19 protein-coding genes are annotated in these 23,491 nt (G+C 59.8%); 8 read left to right on the top strand and 11 right to left on the bottom strand.

Annotated features, from left to right (window positions below):
• Positions 1-38 precede the first annotated feature (38 nt).
• The 7 genes from ACW4TB_RS08155 to ACW4TB_RS08125 form a co-directional block, all read right to left on the bottom strand.
• Positions 39-1,598 carry a type VI lipase adapter Tla3 domain-containing protein gene (locus ACW4TB_RS08155; protein WP_455828312.1) on the bottom strand — a complete coding sequence of 520 codons (1,560 nt, stop codon included), beginning with the start codon at positions 1,596-1,598 and terminating at the stop codon, positions 39-41.
• A 113-nt stretch (positions 1,599-1,711) separates the two neighbouring features.
• Positions 1,712-1,981 (bottom strand): PAAR domain-containing protein, encoded by a 270-nt coding sequence (locus ACW4TB_RS08150; RefSeq protein WP_012314591.1) that lies wholly within the window; start codon positions 1,979-1,981, stop codon positions 1,712-1,714.
• Positions 1,978-3,537: a type VI lipase adapter Tla3 domain-containing protein gene (locus tag ACW4TB_RS08145; RefSeq protein WP_455842939.1), complete on the bottom strand. Its 1,560-nt coding sequence runs from the start codon at positions 3,535-3,537 to the stop codon at positions 1,978-1,980. Before ACW4TB_RS08145 ends, ACW4TB_RS08150 begins: the two co-directional genes overlap by 4 nt.
• 125 nt (positions 3,538-3,662) lie before the next feature.
• A complete protein-coding gene (locus ACW4TB_RS08140; RefSeq protein ID WP_279931255.1) occupies positions 3,663-5,687 on the bottom strand; it encodes a T6SS effector phospholipase Tle3 domain-containing protein in 2,025 nt (674 codons plus the stop codon).
• Positions 5,684-8,239, bottom strand: coding sequence for a type VI secretion system Vgr family protein (locus tag ACW4TB_RS08135; RefSeq protein WP_279931253.1), 2,556 nt, complete (start codon positions 8,237-8,239; stop codon positions 5,684-5,686). The genes ACW4TB_RS08140 and ACW4TB_RS08135 overlap by 4 nt, the downstream gene beginning before the upstream one ends.
• A 453-nt stretch (positions 8,240-8,692) precedes the next feature.
• Positions 8,693-9,967 (bottom strand): Y-family DNA polymerase, encoded by a 1,275-nt coding sequence (locus ACW4TB_RS08130; protein WP_012314595.1) that lies wholly within the window; start codon positions 9,965-9,967, stop codon positions 8,693-8,695.
• Positions 9,957-10,385, bottom strand: coding sequence for a LexA family protein (locus ACW4TB_RS08125; RefSeq protein ID WP_042111991.1), 429 nt, complete (start codon positions 10,383-10,385; stop codon positions 9,957-9,959). Before ACW4TB_RS08125 ends, ACW4TB_RS08130 begins: the two co-directional genes overlap by 11 nt.
• A gap of 101 nt (positions 10,386-10,486) precedes the next feature.
• Here ACW4TB_RS08125 and ACW4TB_RS08120 point away from each other — a divergent pair, with 101 nt between their 5' ends.
• The 4 genes from ACW4TB_RS08120 (at position 10,487) to ACW4TB_RS08105 (ending at position 14,925) form a co-directional block, all read left to right on the top strand.
• On the top strand, positions 10,487-11,206 hold the full coding sequence (locus ACW4TB_RS08120) for an SOS response-associated peptidase family protein (protein ID WP_279931249.1): 720 nt from the start codon (positions 10,487-10,489) through the stop codon (positions 11,204-11,206).
• A 1-nt stretch (position 11,207) separates the two neighbouring features.
• A complete protein-coding gene (locus ACW4TB_RS08115; protein WP_012314598.1) occupies positions 11,208-11,555 on the top strand; it encodes a hypothetical protein in 348 nt (115 codons plus the stop codon).
• Between the two features lie 403 nt (positions 11,556-11,958).
• Positions 11,959-13,545 (top strand): ABC-F family ATPase, encoded by a 1,587-nt coding sequence (locus ACW4TB_RS08110; protein WP_012314600.1) that lies wholly within the window; start codon positions 11,959-11,961, stop codon positions 13,543-13,545.
• A gap of 186 nt (positions 13,546-13,731) precedes the next feature.
• Positions 13,732-14,925 (top strand): MFS transporter, encoded by a 1,194-nt coding sequence (locus tag ACW4TB_RS08105; protein WP_012314601.1) that lies wholly within the window; start codon positions 13,732-13,734, stop codon positions 14,923-14,925.
• Between the two features lie 59 nt (positions 14,926-14,984).
• Here ACW4TB_RS08105 and ACW4TB_RS08100 read toward each other — a convergent pair whose 3' ends face one another.
• A complete protein-coding gene (locus ACW4TB_RS08100; RefSeq protein ID WP_012314602.1) occupies positions 14,985-15,596 on the bottom strand; it encodes an FMN-dependent NADH-azoreductase in 612 nt (203 codons plus the stop codon).
• A 134-nt stretch (positions 15,597-15,730) separates the two neighbouring features.
• On the opposite strand from ACW4TB_RS08100, the gene ACW4TB_RS08095 reads away from it, so the two are divergent.
• Positions 15,731-16,633 carry a LysR substrate-binding domain-containing protein gene (locus ACW4TB_RS08095; RefSeq protein ID WP_012314603.1) on the top strand — a complete coding sequence of 301 codons (903 nt, stop codon included), beginning with the start codon at positions 15,731-15,733 and terminating at the stop codon, positions 16,631-16,633.
• The gene (locus ACW4TB_RS08090) at positions 16,626-16,985 is read left to right on the top strand and encodes an MmcQ/YjbR family DNA-binding protein (RefSeq protein ID WP_279931244.1); all 360 of its coding nucleotides are present in this window, start codon (positions 16,626-16,628) and stop codon (positions 16,983-16,985) included. The genes ACW4TB_RS08095 and ACW4TB_RS08090 overlap by 8 nt, the downstream gene beginning before the upstream one ends.
• A gap of 28 nt (positions 16,986-17,013) precedes the next feature.
• Here ACW4TB_RS08090 and ACW4TB_RS08085 read toward each other — a convergent pair whose 3' ends face one another.
• Both ACW4TB_RS08085 and ACW4TB_RS08080 read right to left on the bottom strand, forming a co-directional pair.
• On the bottom strand, positions 17,014-17,451 hold the full coding sequence (locus ACW4TB_RS08085) for a DUF1294 domain-containing protein (protein ID WP_012314605.1): 438 nt from the start codon (positions 17,449-17,451) through the stop codon (positions 17,014-17,016).
• Positions 17,444-18,274, bottom strand: a complete 831-nt coding sequence (locus ACW4TB_RS08080) for an undecaprenyl-diphosphate phosphatase (RefSeq protein WP_012314606.1) — start codon at positions 18,272-18,274, stop codon at positions 17,444-17,446. The genes ACW4TB_RS08085 and ACW4TB_RS08080 overlap by 8 nt, the downstream gene beginning before the upstream one ends.
• Before the next feature lie 300 nt (positions 18,275-18,574).
• On the opposite strand from ACW4TB_RS08080, the gene ACW4TB_RS08075 reads away from it, so the two are divergent.
• Positions 18,575-20,209 (top strand): methyl-accepting chemotaxis protein, encoded by a 1,635-nt coding sequence (locus ACW4TB_RS08075; protein ID WP_012314607.1) that lies wholly within the window; start codon positions 18,575-18,577, stop codon positions 20,207-20,209.
• 327 nt (positions 20,210-20,536) lie between these two features.
• Positions 20,537-22,012, top strand: a complete 1,476-nt coding sequence (locus ACW4TB_RS08070; RefSeq protein ID WP_254465836.1) for a DUF2599 domain-containing protein — start codon at positions 20,537-20,539, stop codon at positions 22,010-22,012.
• A gap of 45 nt (positions 22,013-22,057) precedes the next feature.
• Here ACW4TB_RS08070 and ACW4TB_RS08065 read toward each other — a convergent pair whose 3' ends face one another.
• Positions 22,058-23,353: a DUF2599 domain-containing protein gene (locus ACW4TB_RS08065; RefSeq protein ID WP_012314609.1), complete on the bottom strand. Its 1,296-nt coding sequence runs from the start codon at positions 23,351-23,353 to the stop codon at positions 22,058-22,060.
• Positions 23,354-23,491: the final 138 nt, after the last annotated feature.

Below are 23,491 nucleotides of genomic sequence, written 5' to 3'. Positions count from 1 at the left end.
CCCCGCTGCTGGTGGGGTCGCCCAGGCAGATGGGCGGTTCATGCCTTGGGTCGCCCGACACTTGGGAGGCCATACTTGAAGGGGTCAGCACCACGGTTGCGCTGGTTCTTCGCTTTGCGTGCCTCATCTGGCGGGCTGATCATCTGTACGGTGAGGCTACCGTCGCTGCCGGCGTACACCACGGCACTGGCACCGCCGTCGTGGTAGCTGGCGATGGTGGCCAGGTTGATTTCCACCAGCGCGCTGCTGACGCCGGTATTGCCCAGGCGTCGACCGATGTCATAGCCCTCGTCGACATTGCCAACATCCAGGCCTTGGCCATCGGTATTGAGGCTGTGCAAGGCGTTGGTCAGGGCGATTTCTGCTTCAGCGTTGTTAGTGGTGTCGTAGAACACGCGCACCGGTTTTTGCCCATCGGGCAGCGTGTCGAGGGCCTTGAGCCAACCTGCCTGCAAGGCCTTGGCCTGCAACGCGGGTTTGAGGCGCTTGCCGTGCTCGTCCTGCATGGAAACCTTGATCGGACGGTGCAGGTAGCCCAGCACTGGCGCTGCGTCGAACTCTTTCAGTTGGTGTTCGGCCCAACGCACGGGCAGCCAAGGGGACGGTTCGAAATGGCCTGGGCCACGGTTGTCGATGGTTTTCCACAAGGTGGGCAGTTGCGATTGCCAGTAGGCGCTGGACATGGTTCCCGGGGCTAGCGAGGATTTAACGCCTTTAGCGTGCTCGGCAGCTTCATACCAGTCTATAAACGCCCTGTCCCGGTCCCAGTAAAACGCCCACAGCTTGCCTAGGTCAGAGTTCTTGTTCTGGTTGTCCTCTGCGTCATGGGTGACAAATGGGCGAATGTAGCGATCCACTCGGTCCGAGCGCGTGACCAGCAGGCCAGTCATGCTTTCGTAGATCGTCGGAACCACGTGGCCATTTTGCAATCCCGGTGTGCCGGGTTTGCGATAGAGATTTCGCGTCACGTCACCGTCTTCGCTTGCGATCAAGGCTTGTGGCACCTTGGGGTTATCGTCAAAAAACGTGAACAGTCGCTCGATCATGCCTTGAGCATGCGTCGTGCTTTCGTTGTCTTGCCACAGGAACTGGGTAACGCCCAAGGTCGCAGCATTTCGGCCTGAATTGATCAGGCTCGCTGCGCTAGATGCGCTGTCGTAGGGGGCGGGCGGCCCCAGCGCAAACACCGGGATTGGCCAGTATGCAACTGCCTCACCTGCCGAATTTTTGAATGCGATTCGGACTTTGATATCCGCGGAGTTTTCCCTGGATGTTAATGACGGGTTGTAGTCCTTCGCGTCCTGCGAGTAGATCGAAGCGAAGTTGTCGTTCTTCTTTTTTATGAACTGCCAGATTCTGGACTGGCCGTCTGTGTAAATTCCTAGACCCACTCCCCGAATTTCCAGGGCGTAGGTCCGCGCTTGCGTGGCCTGCTGTTCAGCGTTTTTGGTCTCTATCTGTTTTCGATAATTGGCAAGCTCTGCCTTCTCACTTGCCAGGGCATTGCCCCACCAGTGAGTGCCAAAGATCATCATAAGCGGGCCGACAATCGCAGCAACGCCCCACGCTAGGACGGGTTTCATATCGCGAAGTACCATGTCGGATTCCTGTGCTTTGAGTTGGATAATCCAGATGAAGCAGAGCCAGAGCACAAGCTGCACTCCGGCGATCCGCTGATGAGGTTTGGGGTTGGGCGGTCTGAAACCCGTGACTACTCGACGTTCACAGTCAGCGCATGGCTGACCACGCCGTGACACCCGCATGCCAGCCGATGGCCTTGCAGCACCACCGGCTTACCGTTCATGCGTCGGCTTGGATGCCCCTCGACAAAGGCAAAAACCCCTTTGTGAAGCGGGCAACTGGCCTTGTCGCCTAGCACCGCTGGCGTTTTACCGTTGACGGTGTGGGTGCCAGCCAGTTGACATGACAGCACGCTGCCCCCGCTGCTGGTGGGGTCGCCCAGGCAGATGGGACGGTTCATGCCTTGGGTCGCCCGACACTTGGGAGGCCATACTTGAAGGGGTCAGCACCACGGTTGCGCTGGTTCTTCGCTTTGCGTGCCTCATCTGGCGGGCTGATCATCTGTACGGTGAGGCTACCGTCGCTGCCGGCGTACACCACGGCACTGGCACCGCCGTCGTGGTAGCTGGCGATGGTGGCCAGGTTGATTTCCACCAGCGCGCTGCTGACGCCGGTATTGCCCAGGCGTCGACCGATGTCATAGCCCTCGTCGACATTGCCCACATCCAGGCCTTGGCCATCGGTATTGAGGCTGTGCAACGCGTTGGTCAGGGCGATTTCTGCTTCAGCGTTGTTAGTGGTGTCGTAGAACACGCGCACCGGTTTTTGCCCAGCGGGTAGCGTGTCGAGGGCCTTGAGCCAACCTGCCTGCAAGGCCTTGGCCTGCAATGCGGGTTTGAGGCGCTTGCCGTGCTCATCCTGCATGGAAACCTTGATCGGACGGTGCAGGTAGCCCAGCACTGGCGCTGCGTCGAACTCTTTTAGTTGGTGTTCGGCCCAACGCACGGGCAGCCAGGAGGACGGTTCAAAATGGCCCGGGCCGCGGTTGTCGATGGTTTTCCACAAGTTAGGTAGTTGCGATTGCCAGTAGGCGCTGGACATGGTGCTCGGGTCTTCCGAGACTTCGGTGCCTTTGGCGAGCTCGTCGGCTTCATACCAGTCTGTGAATGCCCTGTCCCGATCCCAGTAAAACGCCCACAACTTGCCAAAGTCAGTTTTTTTGTCCTGATTGTCCTCGGCGTCACGGGTGACGAAGGGGCGAATGTAGCGATCCACTCGGTCCGAGCGTGTGACTAGCAGGCCAGTCGCATTTTCGTAGATCGTCGGTACCACGTGGCCATTTTGCAATCCCGGTGTGCCCGGTTTGCGATAAGGGTCACGCGCCACGTCACCGTCCTGGCTCGCGATCAAGGCCTGTGGCACCTTGGGATTATCGTCAAAAAACGTGAACAGTCGCTCGATCATGCCTTGAGCATGGGTAGTGTTTTCATCGTCTTGCCACAGAAACTGGGTAACGCCCAAGGTCGCCGCATTACGCCCTTCATTGATCAGGCCTGCTGCTTTGTACCCTTTTGCGTAGGGATCTGGCGGCCCAAGCGCAAACACCGGGATTGGCCAGTACGCAACTGCTTCACCTGCCGAATTTTTGAATGCGATACGGGCTTTGATGTCTGCGGAGTTTCTCCTGGAAGTTAATGATGGGTTGTAGTCTTTCGCGTCCTGCGGGTAGATCGAAGCGAAGTTGTCGTTCTTCTTTTTTATGAACTGCCAGATTCTGGACTGGCCGTCTGTGTAAATTCCTAGACCCACTCCCCGAATTTCCAGGGCGTAGGTCCGCGCTTGCGTGGCCTGCTGCTCGGCTTTTTTGGCCTCTACCTGTTTTCGATAATTGGCAAGCTCTGCCTTCTCACTTGCCAGGGCATTGCCCCACCAGTGAGTGCCAAAGATCATCAGCAGCGGGCAGACAATAGCGGCAATGCCCCAAGCCATGACGGGTTTCATGTCGCGAAGTACCATGCCGGTTTCCTGTGCTTTGAGTTGTATAATCCAGATAAAGCTGAGCCAGAGCACAATTAGCACTCCGGCGATCAGCTGATAAGGTTTCAGGTTGGGGCGTGACTTAGAGTAGGGGGAGTAGCCCTTCATCGGCCAACTCCTTTTACAGGTGCATCGACTACCAGGGACGGCGGTATTAGCGAGACCAACTCAGAAGACGGAAACACGCCCCGTTGATAATACTTACTACTGGCAGTTACCAATGCTTGAGCTTCCCTACTCAGTCGCGACCAAGCAGGTAATTCTTTGATTATCTCAAAGTCCCTTTTATCCAACTTCCAATCCGCAATCGCAACCAACACTTCTCGCATAGCTGGATCATCAAGGCTGTGCGCCTGGCCAATAGCAATGTCCATCGCCGTTACCCAGCGTTGGTTCTCCGGGCTGCGCAGAACGGCCGAGTGGTAGCTGTTAGGGTCCATTTCGTCCGGATCTGCGGGCATCCGGACCTGAATTTCATTAGGCGTCTCTTCGCGGAAAATGACGTAATGATCCTGGGTCTTCAGCATTGCATTACCCGATACGGGTTTTTGACGTATGGCTGCAGTTTGATCGCCGGGCTCTTTGCCGATGTTCCACTGGGCACGTTCTTCTTCCAGGTCGATTCGGGTAGGGTTGGTACGCACCTTGAACCATTTGAACTTGGCCTTCGGATTGCCCAGCGCGGAGCGGATGCTCACGTCATCAGGGCTGTCCAGGCCTGCCTGGGTGGGTGTGCCGGTTACTGCCTCGGCGCCAAACATCTGTGGCGCATGGGGCGGGTTCAGGGGTTCGGCATTGATCAGGCGTTCCTCACCTTTCGCGATTGGTGCTTGTGAGGCCACGGCGGCGGTTGACCAGCCGCCAGGGTAGCGGGGTTCTCCCTCGGCACGCAGCACCGTTTGTTGTATGGCTTCGCCGACCAGTACCGGCTCGCCGTTGCGATGACGCTTGGTCCACATGCGCTGGTAAAAGCGCAAGGACTGCAACGCCGCCATCGCCAGTTTACCGTCAGCCAAGGCATTGGGTACCCCATAGGTACCGATGCCCTGAACGTCGTCCAGGGCGACCGTGGTGTCGTCCGGGCAAAAGTACAGGTACACCTTGCCGCGGTTGTCACGTTCGGGGAAAACGGTCAGGTTACCCACCTTGTCCTTGCGCGAGCCCTGCGTGGGTGACCACTTGGGGCCCGTGCGCCCCCCATAGGTCTTGCTGTCCCTGAGCGCGGACAGCGGCGGCTGGGCATGGGGTGCCTGGGTGACTGCGGTGGCGATGTTGATCAATGTCGCGAGTGTATCGTGGCCTTTGGGTGTGGCCTTTGGCAGCACACTGTAAGGCGTGTCCACCATGATGACGGTGTCGGCACAGCGTTGGCCCTTGTCGATCAGCATCGCTTGAGCAAGCAGGGTAATCAAGGTGCCTTGACTGTGGCCCATGATGGTGATGGTTTCATCAGGCGATACACGGCGGATCTCACTGACCAACATGGCCAAACGCGTTGCTGCGAACACAAAGTAACGCCGGTGTGGCCCTTTTCCCATGTATTGGGTGTTGGATAGCGTGACTTGTGCAAGATGCCGGATAGCCTTGGCAAAGCCTTGGCCGTACATCTCCAGCAGGTTGTTGGTGGCATTGGCGAAGAACCCGCCGCCCTTGGCGAAGTGCCGGTCCAGGCGGTTTTCGAATACGTCCTGATATTGGTCGCGCAGTTTGGTCGGGTCGTTATTTTTATCGCGCTTTATCTCGCCAGGCTCGGCGCGATAGCCCCAATAAAACGGGATCATCAGGCTGCGGGTTTTGGGGTCGTCCGCGTCTCGCTGATAAAGGAACGTGTCTGGATCGTCGAGTGTGGCTTTGTGATCCTCACCGAGTTCCTGAATGGGGATTTTTTTTGCAGCATTGTAGTCAGCCCCATACCGCCCCGCCGTCAGATCAGGCCGATCCAAACGCTCATTCACCCCTTGGCACAACCCCGTCTCCACCGACTCGTACGAAGCCCCCGGGTCATTAACGCCGTGCAAGAAGATCACCACCCCTGGCAGGTCGGCAGGCACCTCCATTTTGCGTTCGGTACTGAAATTGGGTACCAGCCGGGTGACGCTTTCAGCCACAGCATATTGATCGCCACTCATTGGCTGCCTCCTTTGCTGCCGGTGCTGCGCAGGGCAGCCACTTGTGCCTGGTGCATCGCTTCGCGCTCGACGTGTTCGGTGAGCCCGCTGGCGTCGGTCACGCCTTGCACGGTGCTACCGTCTTCGAGTGTGATCTGGTAGGCGTGGTCAACGGCCATTCGCACGCTGTCGTCGGCGTGCCCCGGGTAGTGGAAAGCCAGGCGTTGCGCCGCCGGGTCGCGGGTGAATGCTGGCAACGGGGCGCTGTCGGTCTTGGGGCCGACCCAGTCATGCTCGCTGGCATGGACGATAACCTTGCCTTGGCTGCCGATTTCGACACCGCCGCCGATCTTGATATAGCTGCCATCATCGGCCACCAGGCGGATGGTTGGCGCGGTGATGACCGCCTCGCCTACGGCGACCGACAGGTGCAGGTTTTTTTGTGCGTTGACGGTGATGTCGTCTTCCTGGGCCTGGACCAGCACTTTGCCGCGGTTGGCAATGGCACTGATGCCCTCATCCTGGGCGAAGGCACTGATGCCCTTGCCGGCTTGCAGGCGCATGGCGGCGCCGCTGGTCAACTGCAGATGGTCCTGGGCCGTGGTGTCGTGGTTAGCACCGGCATAGTGGGTTTGCGAGCGCGGTGTGGCACTGCTGATACCCGCCTCAGCCGCAACGGCCATGACAGGCTTGCCCGGGCTGTCGCTGTCGGGCGCTGGCCACTGTTTCAGCGCCTGGCTCAAGGCGTCGATGCCCTCGCTGTTTACCGCTGCCCCGCCTCGCGCGGCGGCGGTTTGCCCGAGGCTTTTGAACAGCTCGCCGCACTCGGCCAGCAGCGTGAGCAGTTCTTCGCGGTCCAGCTGTGCCCCTGTGGCGTCCCGGCGGGCATAGGTGGTCAGCAACATGCCTTGGGCGGCGCGCAGCGCAATCGCGGCGTCGGTGCGCAATTCGGCACCGTTGCCACGGGCCTTGGCCTGGCCGTCAGTACGTGGCTCGGTGAGTTTGCCCAGATTGAGCGCTGTGGCCTGGTGCGTGGTACCGACGCGGGCACGCAAGGCACCCGGTGTGTCGTCGAACAACAGCTCGTTGAAACCGCGGCCCTTGTGCTCTTGGGTCTGGATGCCGGAAAGCGCGCGGTTGCCTGGCAGGCCCGAGGCTTTGCTGAAGCGCGGCGGTGTCTGCTCGGCGTTGTACAGCACCGAGGTGACCACGGGGCGGTCGATATCGCCGGCCAGGAAGGTGACCAGCACTTCCTGGCCGATACGTGGCAAGAACTGATGGCCAAAACCTCTGCCAGCGCTGGGCATCGCCACACGCACCCAGGTGGTACCCTGCGGCAGGCTGTCGCCGCGCTGCCAGTGGAACCGGACCTGGATCCGCGCCAGCTCGTCAGTGAAGACCTCTTCGCCCTCCGGCCCTACTACGATCGCGCTGAGCGGCCCGTTGATGGCGGGGCGCGGCACGGTGATCGGGTGGCGGTAAGGGATGCTCTGGCGAATACAGACAAACTGGTTGTCGTAACCTGCGGGCTCATCCGAGAAATAGTTGTTGCGCCCCTGGTGCGCGACCGACACCAGCAGGAACTGGCGAGCTTCTGCCGCTCCACCTTCGTGGTCGAAGTGCTGGGTCAGTTCGAAGCTGTAGCCCGGCCGCATGGCCCGGCAGTTGCTGCTGCCGGTAAAGGTCTTGGCCTGGGCTTCGATGATCTCCAGGTGGCGGCGGACCAGCGCCTCGCCCTCATCGCGCAAGCCGTGGCTGTAGGCACCTAAAAAGTCGTAGACCTCGTAGGGCGGGACGTCGCCCTGTTCATTGAGGCTGTCCATGTCGATGGACAACGAATTTCTTGGGTGCTTGTAATCGAAGGTCTGGATGGCCATTTTGCCCGGTTGCAAGGCCCGGTGGCTGCGCCACTGGGTGATCGAGTCACTGGTCTCGGTGACAAAGGCGCTGTGGTACCGGATCTGCGGTTGCTCAGGCAGCGCTTCCAGGCCCTGGGATCGATCCGTGATGATCAGGCTGTGCCCGTCCTTGCTGTGATCGAAGTAGAAGAACAGGCCGTCCTGCTCCAGCAAGCGCAACACGAAATTCAGGTCGGTTTCGCGGTACTGGGTGATGTAGCTGTGGGACTTGAGAGGCCTGAGCAGGCGAAACTCGAAGTGGCGCAACCCGCCGTAGTGCTCGAACACCGTGCGAATGACCGTTTCAATGGTCTGCTCTTGAAAGATCCGCGAATCAATGCGTCGCGACAGCATCCACAGCCAGGGGCTCAGTGTCGCGCTGTAACGCGCCAGGCCACCGTCGCTGCCCAGCAGGTTGAACCGGGTGATGTGGCCATGGATATGGCGTAGGCCGCCGTCGGCCAGCTCGATGTCCAAACAGGCAGGTTGGCCGATCAATGATTTGAGTTCGAGCCTGGCATCCTGGCTGATCAACGACAGCTCGAAGCTGAACAGCGTGGATAACCCTTCATTGCCGCTGAAATGCTCCAGCAGCAACGCCTGGTCACCTCGGATGGGGGTGGTGAGTTTGATCAGTCGGCGGTTTTGTGGTGCAAAGATCCTCGTCAATTCCATCAACGATATTACTCCCTGTAAAAACTAGCGGTGGAAAGTATCACAGGTGCCGGGAGGGCCAAACCCGTCGGGGCGGGTCAGTATTTGACAAACTGTGACGGTCGTTCCAAATGACAGGACTTTTCACTTTCCACCGACAGCTTCAGCGAAGTGGCTGGTGGGCGTTGAATGCGGCTCCCCGGCAAGACGGAATGTGACGACACAGGCCAGGCCATACGGGCGTTTCGGCCGTTCTGCCCAGACGATTGGCGCTGGGTCAGCGATGACGGTGCACAAGAGGGCATCTGCGTCCATACCCCATGTATTGGATGCCTTGGGCAGGGAGATCAGGATAAACAAAGAGGTGATCGAAATGGCAAGAGAACGGGCAGTTGCCAGGTTCGGTGACGCGCAACTCCCTAGTGACAAGGTGCGCAAGCATGTCCGGGGACGATCATGAAGCGATTCATCCTCTCAACATTTGACCGTCCACAGCTGATCGATCCGCGTCGTATAGGATTGGCTCATCATCTCCCTCCTCATTCCCCAGTCCGGTGTCGCCGGCACGCTGGCGGCCCGCATCGTTCCCCTGCCCCAGCGTTCGTTGATGTCATCCATCACTTGCATCAGCCGATCACACGTCACCGACTGTTTGAGTGCAAACAAGTCCTCAGAGAATTCTCCTGGTTGCCGCAGGTCCATCAGCAATACCTCGGCCTTGCTGTATCGAAACCCCGGCCTGAAGATCAGTCCGACCGCGTCGGTGGCCAGTCGGGTCATGAGCAGCGTGTCGCAGGTCGGGTACGGCAGTTCCACCAGTGCCCCTTGGGCATGACGAGGCTCGTCCGGGTTGAACATCCCCGTTCGGATGCTCACCCGCATGCGTTTGCACACCGAGCCCTGAGCCCGGAGCTTCTGCGCAGCTCGGCCAACATAGGTGGCCACGGCCTGCTTGATCGGCGCCAGTTCGTTCAGCCGCTTGCCGAACATACGGCTGCAGCAGATTTCCTGCTTCGCAGGTTCAGCCTCGTCCAGTTCCAGGCATGGCATGCCCGCCAGCTCACGAGCGGTCTTCTCCACCACCACGCTGAATTTCTGCCGCAGCGTCCAGGGGTCAGCCGTGGCCAGATCCATCGCAGTGTGAATGCCCATGGCCTCAAGGTGAGCAGTCATTCGCCGGCCAACGCCCCACACCTCTTTCACTTCGGTATTGCGCAGGACCCAATCGCGCTTGAACGGATCGGTAATGTCGACAACCCCACCAGTCTGCGTCTGTAAACGTTTGGCGGTGTGGTTGGCCAGCTTCGCAAGTGTCTTGGTGCTGGCGATCCCGACACCCACGGGGATACCGGTGCACTGGAAGATCCTGGATCGCAACTTGTGACCGAATTGGGTCAGGTTTTCCTGAATACCGGACAGGTCGGCGAAGCATTCGTCGATGCTGTAGATTTCGGTGGCAGGCACCATCGACTCGATCAGGGTCATGACGCGCTCGCTCATGTCGCCATATAAGGCATAGTTGCTGCTGAAGGCCATGATGCCGTGCCGCCGCAACTTGTCTTTCGCCTGGAAATACGGCTCGCCCATCTTCACGAATGGCTTTGCGTCGTAGGACCTGGCGATCACGCAGCCGTCGTTGTTGCTCAACACCACGATCGGGGTTTTGGCCAGGTCAGGCCGAAATACCCGCTCGCAGCTCGCATAGAACGAGTTGCAGTCGATCAGCGCAAATACCTGGTTACTGCGCATGGTCGCGCACGCTGTACCGCACGACACCCCAAATAACGAGCTCGTCGCCTTCCATGATGTATCGCGGTGGATACGCCGGGTTCTCGGACTTGAGAATCACCACTGCGTCACGGCGGTGCAAACGCTTGCAAACGGGCTCGCAGTTGACCGCAGCGATGACAATGTCCCCATGCTCCGCCTCACGCCCGCGGTCTACGATGACGATGTCACCCGAGTAGATCCCTGCCCCCTGCATGCTGTCGCCCTCAACTTTTACCAGATACACATGGGGCGCACGGAGGTCGAATATCTCATCAAGGGAGATATGGCCTTCCAGATGGTCCGCTGCAGGCGATGGGAATCCGGCCGGAACGTGAAACGAATAGAGCGGTAACGGTTCGGTTCCGCCGGTTGGCATACCCAGAAATGTGATGGTCATGGTGGAAGGCCCGATAAAACTGTATATATATACAGTAGATCCCGCATCGTGTGCCCGGTCAATCCTGGGCGCTGAAATTTCTGACGGGCGAGAGGTGAGCTATGTGTGGACGGTACTCGATCTACGAGTCGATGGACCACTACCTGCGGCAGCTATCGCTGGACCTGGTAGTGATCAATGGCTATGACCATGAGGCCATCAATCGCTACAACGTAGCGCCGTCGACGCGCGTTGAGATCATTCGCCAGGTCGGGGATGGATTGACGGTGGATCGCGTCAAGTGGGGCTGGTCGCCGTTCTGGGCGAAGGGGAAGCGCCCCGATCCGATCAATGCTCGAGCCGAAACAGTGGTGACGGGCACGTTTTTCAAAGGACTTTGGCCCGGGGGTAGAGCCTTGGCGCCGGCCAACGGCTGGTTCGAATGGATACCCGATCCAGCGGAGCCGAAGCGCAAGCAGCCGTACTACATTACCAGCGCTGATGGAGGGCCGCTCTACTTCGCAGCGCTCGCTGAAGTGCATCAGAGCATTTACCCGGATGAGCGCGATGGGTTCGTTATCATCACCGCAGCTGCGGACGAGGGCCTGATCGACATCCACGACCGAAAGCCCTTGGTGCTGACCCCTGAGCTTGCCCGGGAATGGATCGCCCCAAGCACATCACCAGAGCGGGCTTCGGCGATCGTGGAACAGGGCTGCAGGCCGGCAGCGGACTTTCGTTGGTTTCCAGTAGACAGGGCGGTGGGCAATGTCAGGAATGAGGGTGCATCGTTGGTTGCACCGATAAACAGCGAAGACCGGCAGGGTCAGCTAGAGTTTTGATATGTTCAAGCACCGTGAGATAACGATCATGCTAAAACAAGAAGCAGACGACGTGATTGAGCGTATCAGGGACGATCTGAAAAGGCATGGTGTGCTGATCGGCTACGATCCAGAGTTTACCGCTGCCGATTTCGGTTGCGACCTGGACCACCACGTCGCTCAGGTCAGAGAGGATCCGGAAAACCGCGTCGCGTGTATCGTGATACATGACGAAGGCTTATGGGCACAGCTCAGGCAGGGGTCCGTTTATCGCTGCGTCGTCAGTGAATGTAAAGGTAAGCTGTTCGGCATGCCGATTACCATTGACCCTCAAACGGATGCGTCGTACACCATTCAGTACAAGCCCTGAAATGTCTGCAGGGTAGTCTGCCAGCCAGGGTCACCATCTGCCTGCCAGGTAGGGCATCCCTCCGGCGAGCGTCGTCAAGACGATGCCGTCGAATACATCGCCAAAAGCGGCTTTATCTGAGAGCCATGCGTCGGCCTGCGCGGCCAGAAAGAAGACCGCGATGAATAAAACGGCGCCCGCGATGCGCCAATGCCGCACCTATGCGACAATACGCTCAATGTCTGGTCTCAAACCCCACATTTATCGCCCAACAGCTCGGGCATGGCGTGCAGATGCTCTTATCGACTTATGCGCGCTGGATTAACTCGTCCAACGACTGGCAGGAGCTGGACACGCTCCAGATTGGTCCGAAATTGGTCCGCAGCTGCGAAGAAGCCACGTAAGTTATTGATAGGTAAGCTCCTTGATCTCCACCGCTAACATCACCATGCAGTTCGGCTCCAAGCCCCTGTTCGAAAACGTCTCGGTCAAATTCAACAACGGCAACCGCTATGGCCTGATCGGCGCCAACGGTTGTGGCAAGTCGACCTTCATGAAGATCCTCGGCGGCGACCTGGAGCCTTCCGGTGGTCAGGTCATGCTCGAGCCGAACACCCGTCTGGGCAAGCTGCGTCAGGACCAGTTCGCCTACGAGGAATTCACCGTGATCGACACGGTGATCATGGGCCACGCCCAGCTGTGGAAGGTCAAGGCCGAGCGTGACCGTATCTACTCGCTGCCTGAAATGACCGAGGAAGACGGCATGGCCGTCGCCGAGCTGGAAACCGAGTTCGCCGAAATGGACGGCTACACCGCCGAATCGCGCGCCGGTGAACTGCTGCTGGGCCTGGGTATTCCGCTGGAGCAGCACTTTGGCCCGATGAGTGAAGTGGCCCCGGGCTGGAAACTGCGCGTGCTGCTGGCCCAGGCGCTGTTCTCGGACCCGGACGTGCTGCTGCTCGACGAACCGACCAACCACCTGGACATCAACACCATCCGCTGGCTGGAAACGATTCTGACGGCGCGTAACAGCACCATGATCATCATTTCCCACGACCGGCACTTCCTGAACAGCGTGTGCACTCACATGGCCGACCTGGACTACGGTGAGCTGCGCCTGTTCCCTGGCAACTACGACGAGTACATGACCGCGGCCACCCAGTCGCGCGAGCAGTTGCTGTCGGACAACGCCAAGAAAAAAGCCCAGATCGCTGAACTGCAGACTTTTGTCAGCCGCTTCTCGGCCAACGCCTCCAAGGCCAAGCAGGCGACTTCGCGTGCCAAGCAGATCGACAAGATCCAGCTGGCCGAGGTCAAGCCTTCGAGCCGGGTCAGCCCCTTCATCCGCTTCGAGCAGACCAAGAAGCTGCACCGCCAGGCTGTCGTCGTGGAAAAAATGGCCAAAGCCTTCGACGACAAGGTGCTGTTCAAGAATTTCGACATCACTGTCGAAGCCGGCGAGCGCGTAGCGATCATCGGCCCCAACGGTATCGGCAAGACCACCCTGCTGCGCACCCTGGTCGGGGAGATGACGCCGGATGCAGGCTCAGTGAAGTGGACCGATAGTGCCGAAGTAGGCTACTACGCCCAGGACCATGCGCACGATTTCGAAGACGACATGACCCTGTTCGACTGGATGGGCCAGTGGACCTCTGGTGAGCAGGTCATCCGTGGCACCTTGGGGCGCATGCTGTTCTCCAACGACGAGATCCTCAAGTCGGTCAAGGTGATTTCCGGTGGTGAACAGGGCCGCATGCTGTTCGGCAAGCTGATCCTGCAAAAGCCGAACGTGCTGGTGATGGACGAACCCACCAACCACCTGGACATGGAGTCGATCGAGGCGCTGAACCTGGCGCTGGAAAACTACCCGGGCACTTTGCTGTTCGTCAGCCATGACCGCGAATTCGTGTCGTCGTTGGCAACCCGCATCATCGAACTGTCGCCGGACGGTGTGGTGGACTTCAGCGGCACCTATGACGACTACCTGCGCAGCCAGGGTGTGCTGGTCTGAAGTCGCTAGCCGGTCTGGCCCTTCGAGGTGACCAGGCCGGCCTCTTTATATGGCGACCACGCTCCACAGGTACTACGCAGTAACTGTGGAGCGGTTTCCCTTTGAATAACTCGTTAGCCTGCTTTCATTTCCTTCGCGCAACGGCCATGATGGGGCCACGCCCACCGCCCGCCCGCGAACGAGCCCATGACCGCGCAACAGCCCGCCCCCGCCAGCAGCAATGCCTCCATCACCCTGCAGATCCTCTCGATCGTTTTCTACACCTTCATCGCGTTCCTTTGCATCGGCCTGCCGATTGCGGTGCTGCCCAGCTATGTACACGACCAACTGGGCTTCGGTGCGGTGGTTGCCGGGGTAACCATCGGCCTGCAGTACCTGGCTACCCTGCTCAGCCGGCCTTTCGCAGGCCGTGTGGCCGATACGCTGGGCGGCAAGCAAGCGATCCGCTACGGTTTGCTGGGCATCGCGGCCTGTGGGGTATTGACGCTGGCCTCGGCCTGGACCTTGAATGCGCCCTTGCTGAGCCTCGCGCTGCTGCTTGGCGGGCGCGTGTTGCTCGGGCTTGCACAGGGCCTGATTGGCGTTGCCACCCTGAGCTGGGGTATCAGCCAGGTGGGGCCTGAACACACGGCCAGGGTCATATCCTGGAACGGCATCGCGTCATATGGTGCCATCGCCATCGGTGCCCCCGTTGGCGTGCTCGCAGTCGATAGCCTGAATTTCAGCGTGCTGGGCCCAGCCTTGATGCTGCTCGCCGTGCTGGCACTGCTGGTGCTGCGCAAACGCCCGGACGTGGTGGTGGTGCGCGGTGAGCGTCTGCCGTTCTGGTCTGCGTTCAGCCGTGTGGCGCCCTGCGGCCTTGGGCTGACCCTGGCTTCGATCGGCTATGGCACCCTGACCACGTTCGTCACGCTTTATTATCTGGAACGTGGATGGGTTGGCGCCGCTTTGTGCCTGAGTGCCTTCGGTGTGTGTTTCATCATTTCGCGGCTGTTGTTCGTCAACGCCGTCAACCGCTTTGGCGGTTACAACGTGGCGGTTGCCTGCATGGCCACAGAAGTGCTCGGCCTGAGCCTGTTGTGGCTCGCGCCCTCCCCCCTCTGGGCACTGGTGGGGGCCGGCCTCACCGGTTTCGGCCTGTCGCTGGTGTACCCGGCCCTGGGCGTTGAGGCCATCAAGCAGGTGCCCAGCAGCAGCCGGGGTGCCGGGCTGGGGGCCTATGCGGTGTTCTTCGACATGGCATTGGCCATCGCCGGCCCGGTCATGGGCGCAGTGGCGGCACACCTTGGCTATGCGTCGATATTCTGCGTCGCGGCCCTGCTGGCCCTCACTGGGGTTGGCCTGACGTTGTTGCTGGCACGGCGCAGCCGTCGCGGCTGAGCCTTGCCTATGAAAAACGGCCGTCGCGCAAGCGACAGCCGTTTTTTATTACAGGTTGTTCATGCCGTGGCGAACAGCTCACTGGCAATCTGCGCCTGAGCAGCATCGATGGCCTTGCTGCGGTGCTCCGGGCCATAGGCCAGGCCATGGGCGCGAACGATCTCCAGGTCGGTGATGCCGATAAAGCCCAGGAACACCTTGAGGAAGTCTTCGTGGCCCGCGCCGGTCGGCTGGCCAGCATGCAGGCCGCCAGCGGTGGAAACCAGTACTACTTTCTTGTCACCGCACAGGCCTTCAGGGCCTGCCTCGGTATAGCGGAAGGTCTTGCCAGCCACTGCAACGCGGTCGATCCAGGCCTTGAGCTGGGTCGGCACGGTGAAGTTGTACATCGGCGCACCAATCACCACGGCGTCGGCGGCAAGAAACTCGTCCAGGGTTTCGGCGCTGAGCTTGGCTTCGAAGGCAAGGGCTGCATCACGAACGTCTTCCGGCGTGCCGGCTGCAACCAGGGTGGCAGCAGAGAAGTGGGCAATGGCGTCGGCGGCAAGGTCACGATAGACCACTTCGATGCTCGGGTCAGCGGCTTTCCAGGCCTGGACCACTTCCCGGCTCAGTTGGCGCGAGGCGGAATTCTCGCCCAGGATGCTCGAATCGATGTGCAACAGTTTCATGGGACTCTCCTGTGAATGAAGACCGCAGCATTGGGCGATCACGATGGAAAGAATCCTACCGGGCGGTCGAATAGCTGATAAGTCAGCAAAAATGCGTTAGTTTGTCCCACAGATAGAACAGTGGGACAGCCATCATGCAAGACCTCAACGATCTCTTCTACTTTGCTCGCGTGGTCGAAGCCGGTGGCTTCGCCGCCGCCGGACGCCAGCTGGGCATCCCCAAGTCGCGTCTGTCGCGGCGCATCGCCGAACTGGAAGAGCGGTTGGGTACGCGGTTGCTGCAGCGCACCACGCGCCAGCTGAAGCTCACCGCAGTGGGTGAACGCTATCTGCACCACTGCCAAGCCATGCTGCTGGAAGCCGAGGCCGCTGACGAGGCGGTGGCGAGCATGAGTAGTGAGCCGCGGGGGCGCTTGCGGGTGTCCTGCCCGGTAGCGTTGGCCCATGCGTTCCTGCCGGACGTGATCAGCCGATTTCTGGAGCTGTACCCTCAGGTGCAACTGGACATGGTGTTGCTCAATCGCCGTGTCGACCTGATTTCCGAAGGCATCGATGTTGCCCTGCGCGTGCGAGAGCTGGGCGATGAAGATCCGGCGCTGGTCACCCGACGGCTGCGCCAGGCGCAGATGCAACTGGTGGCCGCTCCCGGCTTTGCCGACCATGTCCGTGAACCGTCCGAGCTTGCCTCCTTACCGGTACTGGGCGCTGCTGAAGCAGACAGGCTGGTGCATTTCCGCCTGCTGGGGCCCAATGGTCGCCAGCAGGAAATCGCCCTGGAGCCACGGTTGGCCATCGATGATTTTGTCGTACGCAATGCCGCCGTACGTGCCGGGCTAGGATTTACTGCGTTGCCGAGCATGTTCTGCGAGCATGAGCTTGAGCGCGGGGAACTGGTGCGGCTACTGCCGGACTGGTCGCTGCCGGGCGGCTATCTGCAAGCGGTTTACCCGCATCGGCGTGGTTTGCTGCCTGCTGTACGGGTGTGGATCGATCATCTGGCAGCATCGTTCGAAGCGTGTGGAGACCGTTATGTCTAGACAAACCATGACCGAGGAACAGGTGGCGGCGTTCTGCCTGGCGCTGCCTGGCGCGCGGGAAGACTATAAGTGGGGCGGTATCCGGGTATTTTCGGTGGCCGGTAACAAGATGTTCGCAGTACTCGGCCTGGCGGGGGCTGGCTTGTCGTTCAAGGTGGCCGATGAGCTGTTTCTGGGCTACTGCGACAGGCCAGGTGTGCGCCCGGCACCGTATCTGGCACGGGCACGGTGGATCAGCATGGCGCCGCCCTACCCCCTGGGCCGGGAAGAATTGTGTGACCTGCTGCAGCGCTCGCACCAGTTGGTGGTGCGGCGGCTGGCGAAGCGGTTGCAGGTGGGCTTGCTGATGTGAGCGGCACGCGAAGGGCAATACAACGCCCTCAACCCAGAGACAGAACACGCCCACCCAGAAACAGGTGATCAGCCCAGAACACCTGGTGCAGCAATACAATCGCCCAGAACACCATCTGGTATGAGGCCTTGCGAGTCTTGTGCCTGTAAAGCTGCTGGGCGATCAGCGCCCCTGGCCAGCCACCCAGCAGCTCACTGGCATGCAGTACCTTCTCTGGCGTGCGCCAGGCCTGGGTACGGGCCTGCTGCTTATCCTGCCAATACAGCAGTACTGTCACCAGGCTTACAGCAGGATAAATCGCCAACGCCAACCATGACTGCCCGCTCCAGGCCATCTGCGCCGCGCCCGCCATCGGCAGCAGGCACAATACCCCCAGCATCAGCAGCTTGAGGCGTACATTGCGTACGCCCTCCTCCTGGCGCGCAGCACGCCGCTGTGACGTTTGCCCCCGCGCCCTGTCAGCCATGCGCCGTCGACCAGTCAACCCAGCCGAACTGCCAAGTGGCAAGGATCAGCAAGCCAAAGGCGATGCGGTACCAGGCGAAAGCGGCGTAACTGTGGTTGGCGATGAACTTGAGCAGGCCGCGCACTGCGATCATGGCGAAGATGAAGGAAGTCACGAAGCCAATCGCGAACACTGGCAGATCGCTCGGCTGGAACAGGTCACGGTATTTGTAACCCGAGTACACTGCCGCACCGACCATGGTCGGCATTGCCAGGAAAAACGAAAACTCGGTGGCTGCCTTGCGCGACAGGCCGAACAGCAGGCCGCCGATGATGGTCGAGCCGGAGCGCGAGGTGCCGGGGATCATGGCCAGACACTGCACGAACCCGATCTTCAAGGCATGCGACCAGCGCATGTCATCGACGTGGTCGACCGCCACGCTGTGGGTGCGGCGCTCGGCCCAGAGCATGATCACACCGCCGATCACCAGCGCCGTCGCCACGGTGATCGGGTTGAACAGATACTCGTGGATCAGGTCGGCGAAGAGCACGCCCAGCACCACCGCCGGCATGAACGCCAGCAGCAGGTTGGCGGTGAACCGGCGCGCCGCCGGCTGGCTTTTCAGGCCGAACACCACATCGAGGATCTTGCGCCGAAACTCCCATACTACCGCCAGGATGGCCGCCAACTGAATGATGATGTTGAAGGCCATGGCCCGTTCGCCACCAAAACCGATCAGGTCAGCAACGATGATCTGGTGACCCGTGCTGGAGATCGGCAAAAATTCTGTCAGTCCTTCGACCACGCCCAAGATGATTGCCTGAAAGGCAGTCCAAAAATCCATCATTCCCCCGGTTGGAGCGCTGCTGCTTGCAGGCCCCTTGTTCTTGATTTGCTTGTGATTGCCGCATGCGGCGCGGTCTTTTTACAGCGTCAGTTGGGACCAGTGCCAGTAGAAAAGTTCACGTGGCCTAAAGGTTTCATCTCGCGCGGCCGAAATCCTAGCAGAGCGGCTTTGCAAAGGCTTGCCCGGCATGCGGCAGCACAGCCATTAACTAGCACTTAGCCATTAGTCGGGTTTGGCCAAGCGCCAAAGCATGCTTGGATGCACCTTCATAAAAAGAACAATGCGGGAGTGCCGTTCATGAAGACCTTGAGGTCGATGTCGATCAGCCGCCGTTTGTGGCTGATACTGCTGGTTGCGGTGGCAATGCTGGTGATCCTCGGCCTGCTGATGCTGCGTCAGATCCATGGCGACCTGTACCAGGCCAAGGCGGAGAAAACCCGCCATGTGGTGCAGACCGCTGCGGGCGTGCTGGCGTATTACCAGGGCCTGGAGGCCGCCGGCACGCTCAGCCGCGATGCTGCCCAGCAACAGGCCCTGCAGGTGGTGCGCGCGCTGCGCTACGACCAGAACGACTACTTCTGGATCAACGATCTGGGGCCGAAAATGATCATGCACCCGGCCAACCCCAAGCTCGACGGCCAGGACCTCTCCGCCATTCGCGACCCTGACGGTTTCGCCGTATTCAACGAAATGGCTGCCCTCGCCCGCAGCCAAGGTGCAGGCCCGGTCAATTACCGCTGGCCCAAGCCCGGTGCCAACGAACCGGTGGCCAAGACTTCTTATATTCAGCTGTTCAAGCCATGGGGCTGGATCATCGGCTCTGGCGTGTACATCGATGATGTGCAGGCTGAATTCGCCCGTCAGTTGCGCCATGCCTCGCTGGTGGGCCTGGGCATCGCCCTGCTGATGGCTCTGTTGGTCATGCTCATCGCCCGTAGCATCGCCCGCCCGTTGCAGGAAGCGGTACAGGCGATGGGCAACATCGCCAGCGGCGAAAGCGATCTCACCCGACGCCTGGATACCCATGGCCGTGACGAAATCACCCACCTGGGCGAGCACTTCAACCGTTTCAACGGCAAGTTGCAGCGTGTGGTAGGCCAACTGCAGGGCGCGGCGCACTCATTGGCGCAGTCCGCCGGGCATGTCGGTGACAATGCCGGTGCCGCGCAACAACGCAGCGCACAGCAATCGATGCAGATGGACCAGGTAGCAACAGCGGTCAATGAGGTGACTTACGCGGTGCAGGACGTGGCCAAGACTGCGGAGCAGGCTGCAGGCGAAATGCGCGCAGCGCAGCAGCAGGTGGAGCACGGGCAGCAAGCGATCCATGGCAGCCTGCAGCAGATCGACCGGCTTTCGGCGACTATCGACCAAGCGGTACACGTGATACGTGACCTGGCCGGGCACAGCACGAAAATCGGCGGGGTGCTGGAGGTGATACGCTCCATCGCCGAACAGACCAACCTGCTAGCCCTCAATGCGGCCATCGAAGCGGCCCGCGCCGGCGAGCAGGGCCGTGGCTTCGCGGTGGTGGCCGATGAAGTTCGGCTGCTGGCTCAACGCAGCGCCCAGTCGACGGCAGAGATTCACACCATGATCGAGCACCTGCAAGGGCAATCGGACGCCGCGGTCAAGGCCATCGACACCAGCAGCGAAGCTTCGCGCCAGACAGTGGAGCAAGCCCGGGAGGCCGGCTCCAGCCTGGACGCCATCAGCCAGGCGCTGCACAACCTTACGGTGCTCAACGCCACCATTGCCAGCGCCACCTTGCAGCAGTCGCATGTAGTAGAGGAGATCAATCGGAACGTGCTGGATACGGCCGGGTTGTCGCAGCAGACCGCCGTTGCGGCCCAGCAGTCCAGTGATGCAGGCGTGGCATTGGGCCAATTGAGTGAGGAGCTGGAGCAGTTGTTGCGCCAGTTCCGCGTTTAGCGGCGTCACGATCACGCCAGGACCCTCAAGGTAGAGCTTCTCAAGCGCCAACCTGACATTTTTGCCAGTAGACCTGGTACGGCCAGCTGAACACTGTGAAACCTCCATTGACCTGGAGGTTTCACTATGGATACCCGTTACCTTTGCGGTGCGCTGCTCGTGGCCCTATCCCCTGCCTGGGCCGATCCGCAGCCAATAACCCACCTTGACCCGATACAAACGCTGCAGCGTATCAACCGCAACTACAACACGGTGACCGATGCCTGCCGGGAGCCAGATACACTGGCACCGCGGGGCCACTACTACTGCAGTGGCGTAACATTGCGCATGGTCGACGATGGCAATTTCAATCCATGGGACTACAGCCCCTTTGCTGTCAAGACGGGCGCCACATCATTCAGCTGGATCCGCCGCGACTTGAGCACCAGCCGCCTCATACGCCCCGCCGGATACATCCTGCGTACGCCCATGGACGCGCGGGAGTTGGGCCTGCCAGTCATGGAGAAGGGGTTCGTGTGTATCTATAGCTTCGACGGCTTCACAGGCCCCGAACGCAAATGGTACGGATGCGGCCGTTATGGCTACCCCCTGCCAGCAAACCATCTGAAAAATTCGGCAACCTCCCCGCCTAACCGCAACGCAGCACTTGCCTATGGCAACTGCGATACGCGAGGTGTCGATACCGCGCAGCAATGGCGCAAAAACTACCGCTACGCACGTAACGACATGAATAGAATCCAGGTGACTCAATGCTCCTGGAATGCCGAGCAGCCGTCGGACTGGAACGCGATGATCGGTGTTCACGAAAACCCCAGGACCATCGGCAAGGACACGTTTGCCCGCAAGGAATTGTTCAACGAGTTCTTGCTGAGCAACGTGGAACCGGCACAACAGCAATCACCAGACGATGGCAGTGCACGCCTGCCCTACATCGACGCGGTGGTCTGGGATGTCAACAGCACCTACGTCGCCAACACTCGCGGCGATGTCAAGAAGCCCAAACCTACCAAAGGGCTGGAACCTGCGCGCAGCTTCCAGCGCAAGCTCTACGCCCAGGGCTACGCTGTTCCGATCCTTCGTCTGAACTTCAACAAACCCGCTGCTCAACGGTTTGGTTTCGTCGAACAAGACCAGGTCGTGCCATTGGGCGCCAAACAGGCCAGCGCGGATGGTTACATTGAGTCGGCGCAATGGCTACTGCGCCTGGACCCTGGCAGCGGTCGCCAGGAGTGGACGCTCAAGGTGGTGCCCACTTCAGCCGGCACGCAGGCTCAAAGCACGCTTCAGCAGGCCATTTACGACGAACTGCAAGCCCTGCGAGGCCAAGATCCACAATGGCGGGAAAATGAACGCAGCCCCGGCAGCATGCGCCAGCAACTCGAGTGTCTGGTGAGCAATTACCCCGAGAAGAAGCAATGGAACCTGGAACCCTTCCGCCCCACCGTAAGTGCCGACGACGCGGCAAAGGCGCACTGTAATCCGGTGCTGCCTGTGACCTCGGAACTGATTGAACGCTCATCGTGGAACACGTTTACCGACAGGAGCAGCGGCAAGGTGCAGTGGGGGCTGCAGGTCATTCCCACTCGGGCCGGACGCTCGGCCCCCAACGAGGCTCTCTACCAGGAACTGGTGCGTCTGCGTGGCGACGATATCGAGTGGAAGGAACGCGCGGCAGGCAGTATGCGCGCGCAATTGGCTTGTCTGCAGAACAATTTCCGCAGCAAGGCACAGTGGCATCTTGAGCCCCACCGTCCTGCAGTGAGTGCTGAAAAAACCAAGGCCCATGGGTGCAACCCAACATGATCTGCAACGATGCATAGTCTTGCGCTGGGCTGCACGTGGTGGGTGTCACAGGTAGGGAACTGCCGGATACGGGTTGCAGCCCTGCGCTAATGACTGATCGTGGCTAACGTCAGGTCTTGACGGTTCCAGGTTGTAGACCGGTTTGTAGCGCACTTCTTGGCCTTTGGAGACATGGGTCAGGTGACATACCAACTGGCGCCGCATGCCGCCTCCATATTTGGCACCACTCCAACGCGGGTCGGCACCATACTTGCGCACCAGCTCGGCATACATGGCGTCCGTCTGATCGCTCTTGATCCTGCGCCCACAATCAGTAGGCGTAACCGAAAGCGTCCACACGCCTTTACCCAGTTTCGGGTCATCACGCTGGATCCACTTGGCTGTCTGAATAAAGCCGTCGCACGATTTCGCCGAGACCTTCACCGGCCTTGGCAGGTCCTTGTGCTGAGCTGTCGCCTCGCAGGCAAACCGGGCTTTGCTGTCGGCGTTCTTGGGGAAATCCATTTTCACGGTGGGCACCCACCTGCCGGTTTTCTGGTAATAGTCGAACTGATTCTTCATGGCATCCTTCCTGCCGCGCGCCTCGCTGTAAAAGAATGCCGCCACCGGGGCCTTATCGGCACCCCAGGTAACCACCCTCAACTCCGTCTGCACCTGTCGGCCTTCGGTTCTGCCGGCGATCGATTTGCGCGCTTTGATAAATTGCTCAAACGCATCCCGGCGTTCGGTGCGGGACATGCTGCCGCGCATGCTGAAGGCACACTGGCGTTTGTGGCGCACTTGGCGGTCTGAACTACCGCCCAAAGCCTCGTAGTGCTGTTTCCAGCCATTGAGGTCGTTGATACCGAGTGCCTGGCAACTTTTTTCAACGTTTGATGTTTGCCTGTTATCGCCACAGCCGCGTTCAGCCCGATAATCCGTCCACGCATCAATGGGGTAAGCACAATAAACATCAAGTTTGGATAGTGGTCGTTCAACAAACTGGCGCGGCGTAAAAATAATGCCGTTGTTAGCGTTCAGCCCGGGGTCCTCGTAACCGATTCGATCACTGCGCATCCAGGACACCGAAACACCCCCGGAAGTCTGCGAGGCCGGGCTAGGGTTCCACACGTCATAACGCTGTGGCTGCCTTGCGCCGGCTTCATCCCATCGATGCGTCGCTCGCATCATCACACCGGAGCAGTCAACCGCAGGGTCGTTACCGCAAGCGGACGGCGTATTGTTGTACCACCGGGTAATTTCCGACACTACAGACTCACAACTAGCAGCCTGTACGGACACTGTAAAAGTGATGAGCGGAATAAATAACACGGGCGCGACTTTACCTGCCAATATATTCATGACATTGCCTCTGTTAAGTTGTGCAATTAATACAACTGCGTGAAAGAGGCTAAAGTTATGAGCTCATGGCGGCAACTGACAAAATTACTAGTTTTTGATTTGGCCGGATTTAATGCCAACATTTGCGCTGGCACTCGA

This window comes from Lelliottia jeotgali (assembly GCF_977070485.1).
Note: the sequence above shows the minus strand (reverse complement) of the source record. Positions and strands in the feature narration are given on the sequence as shown.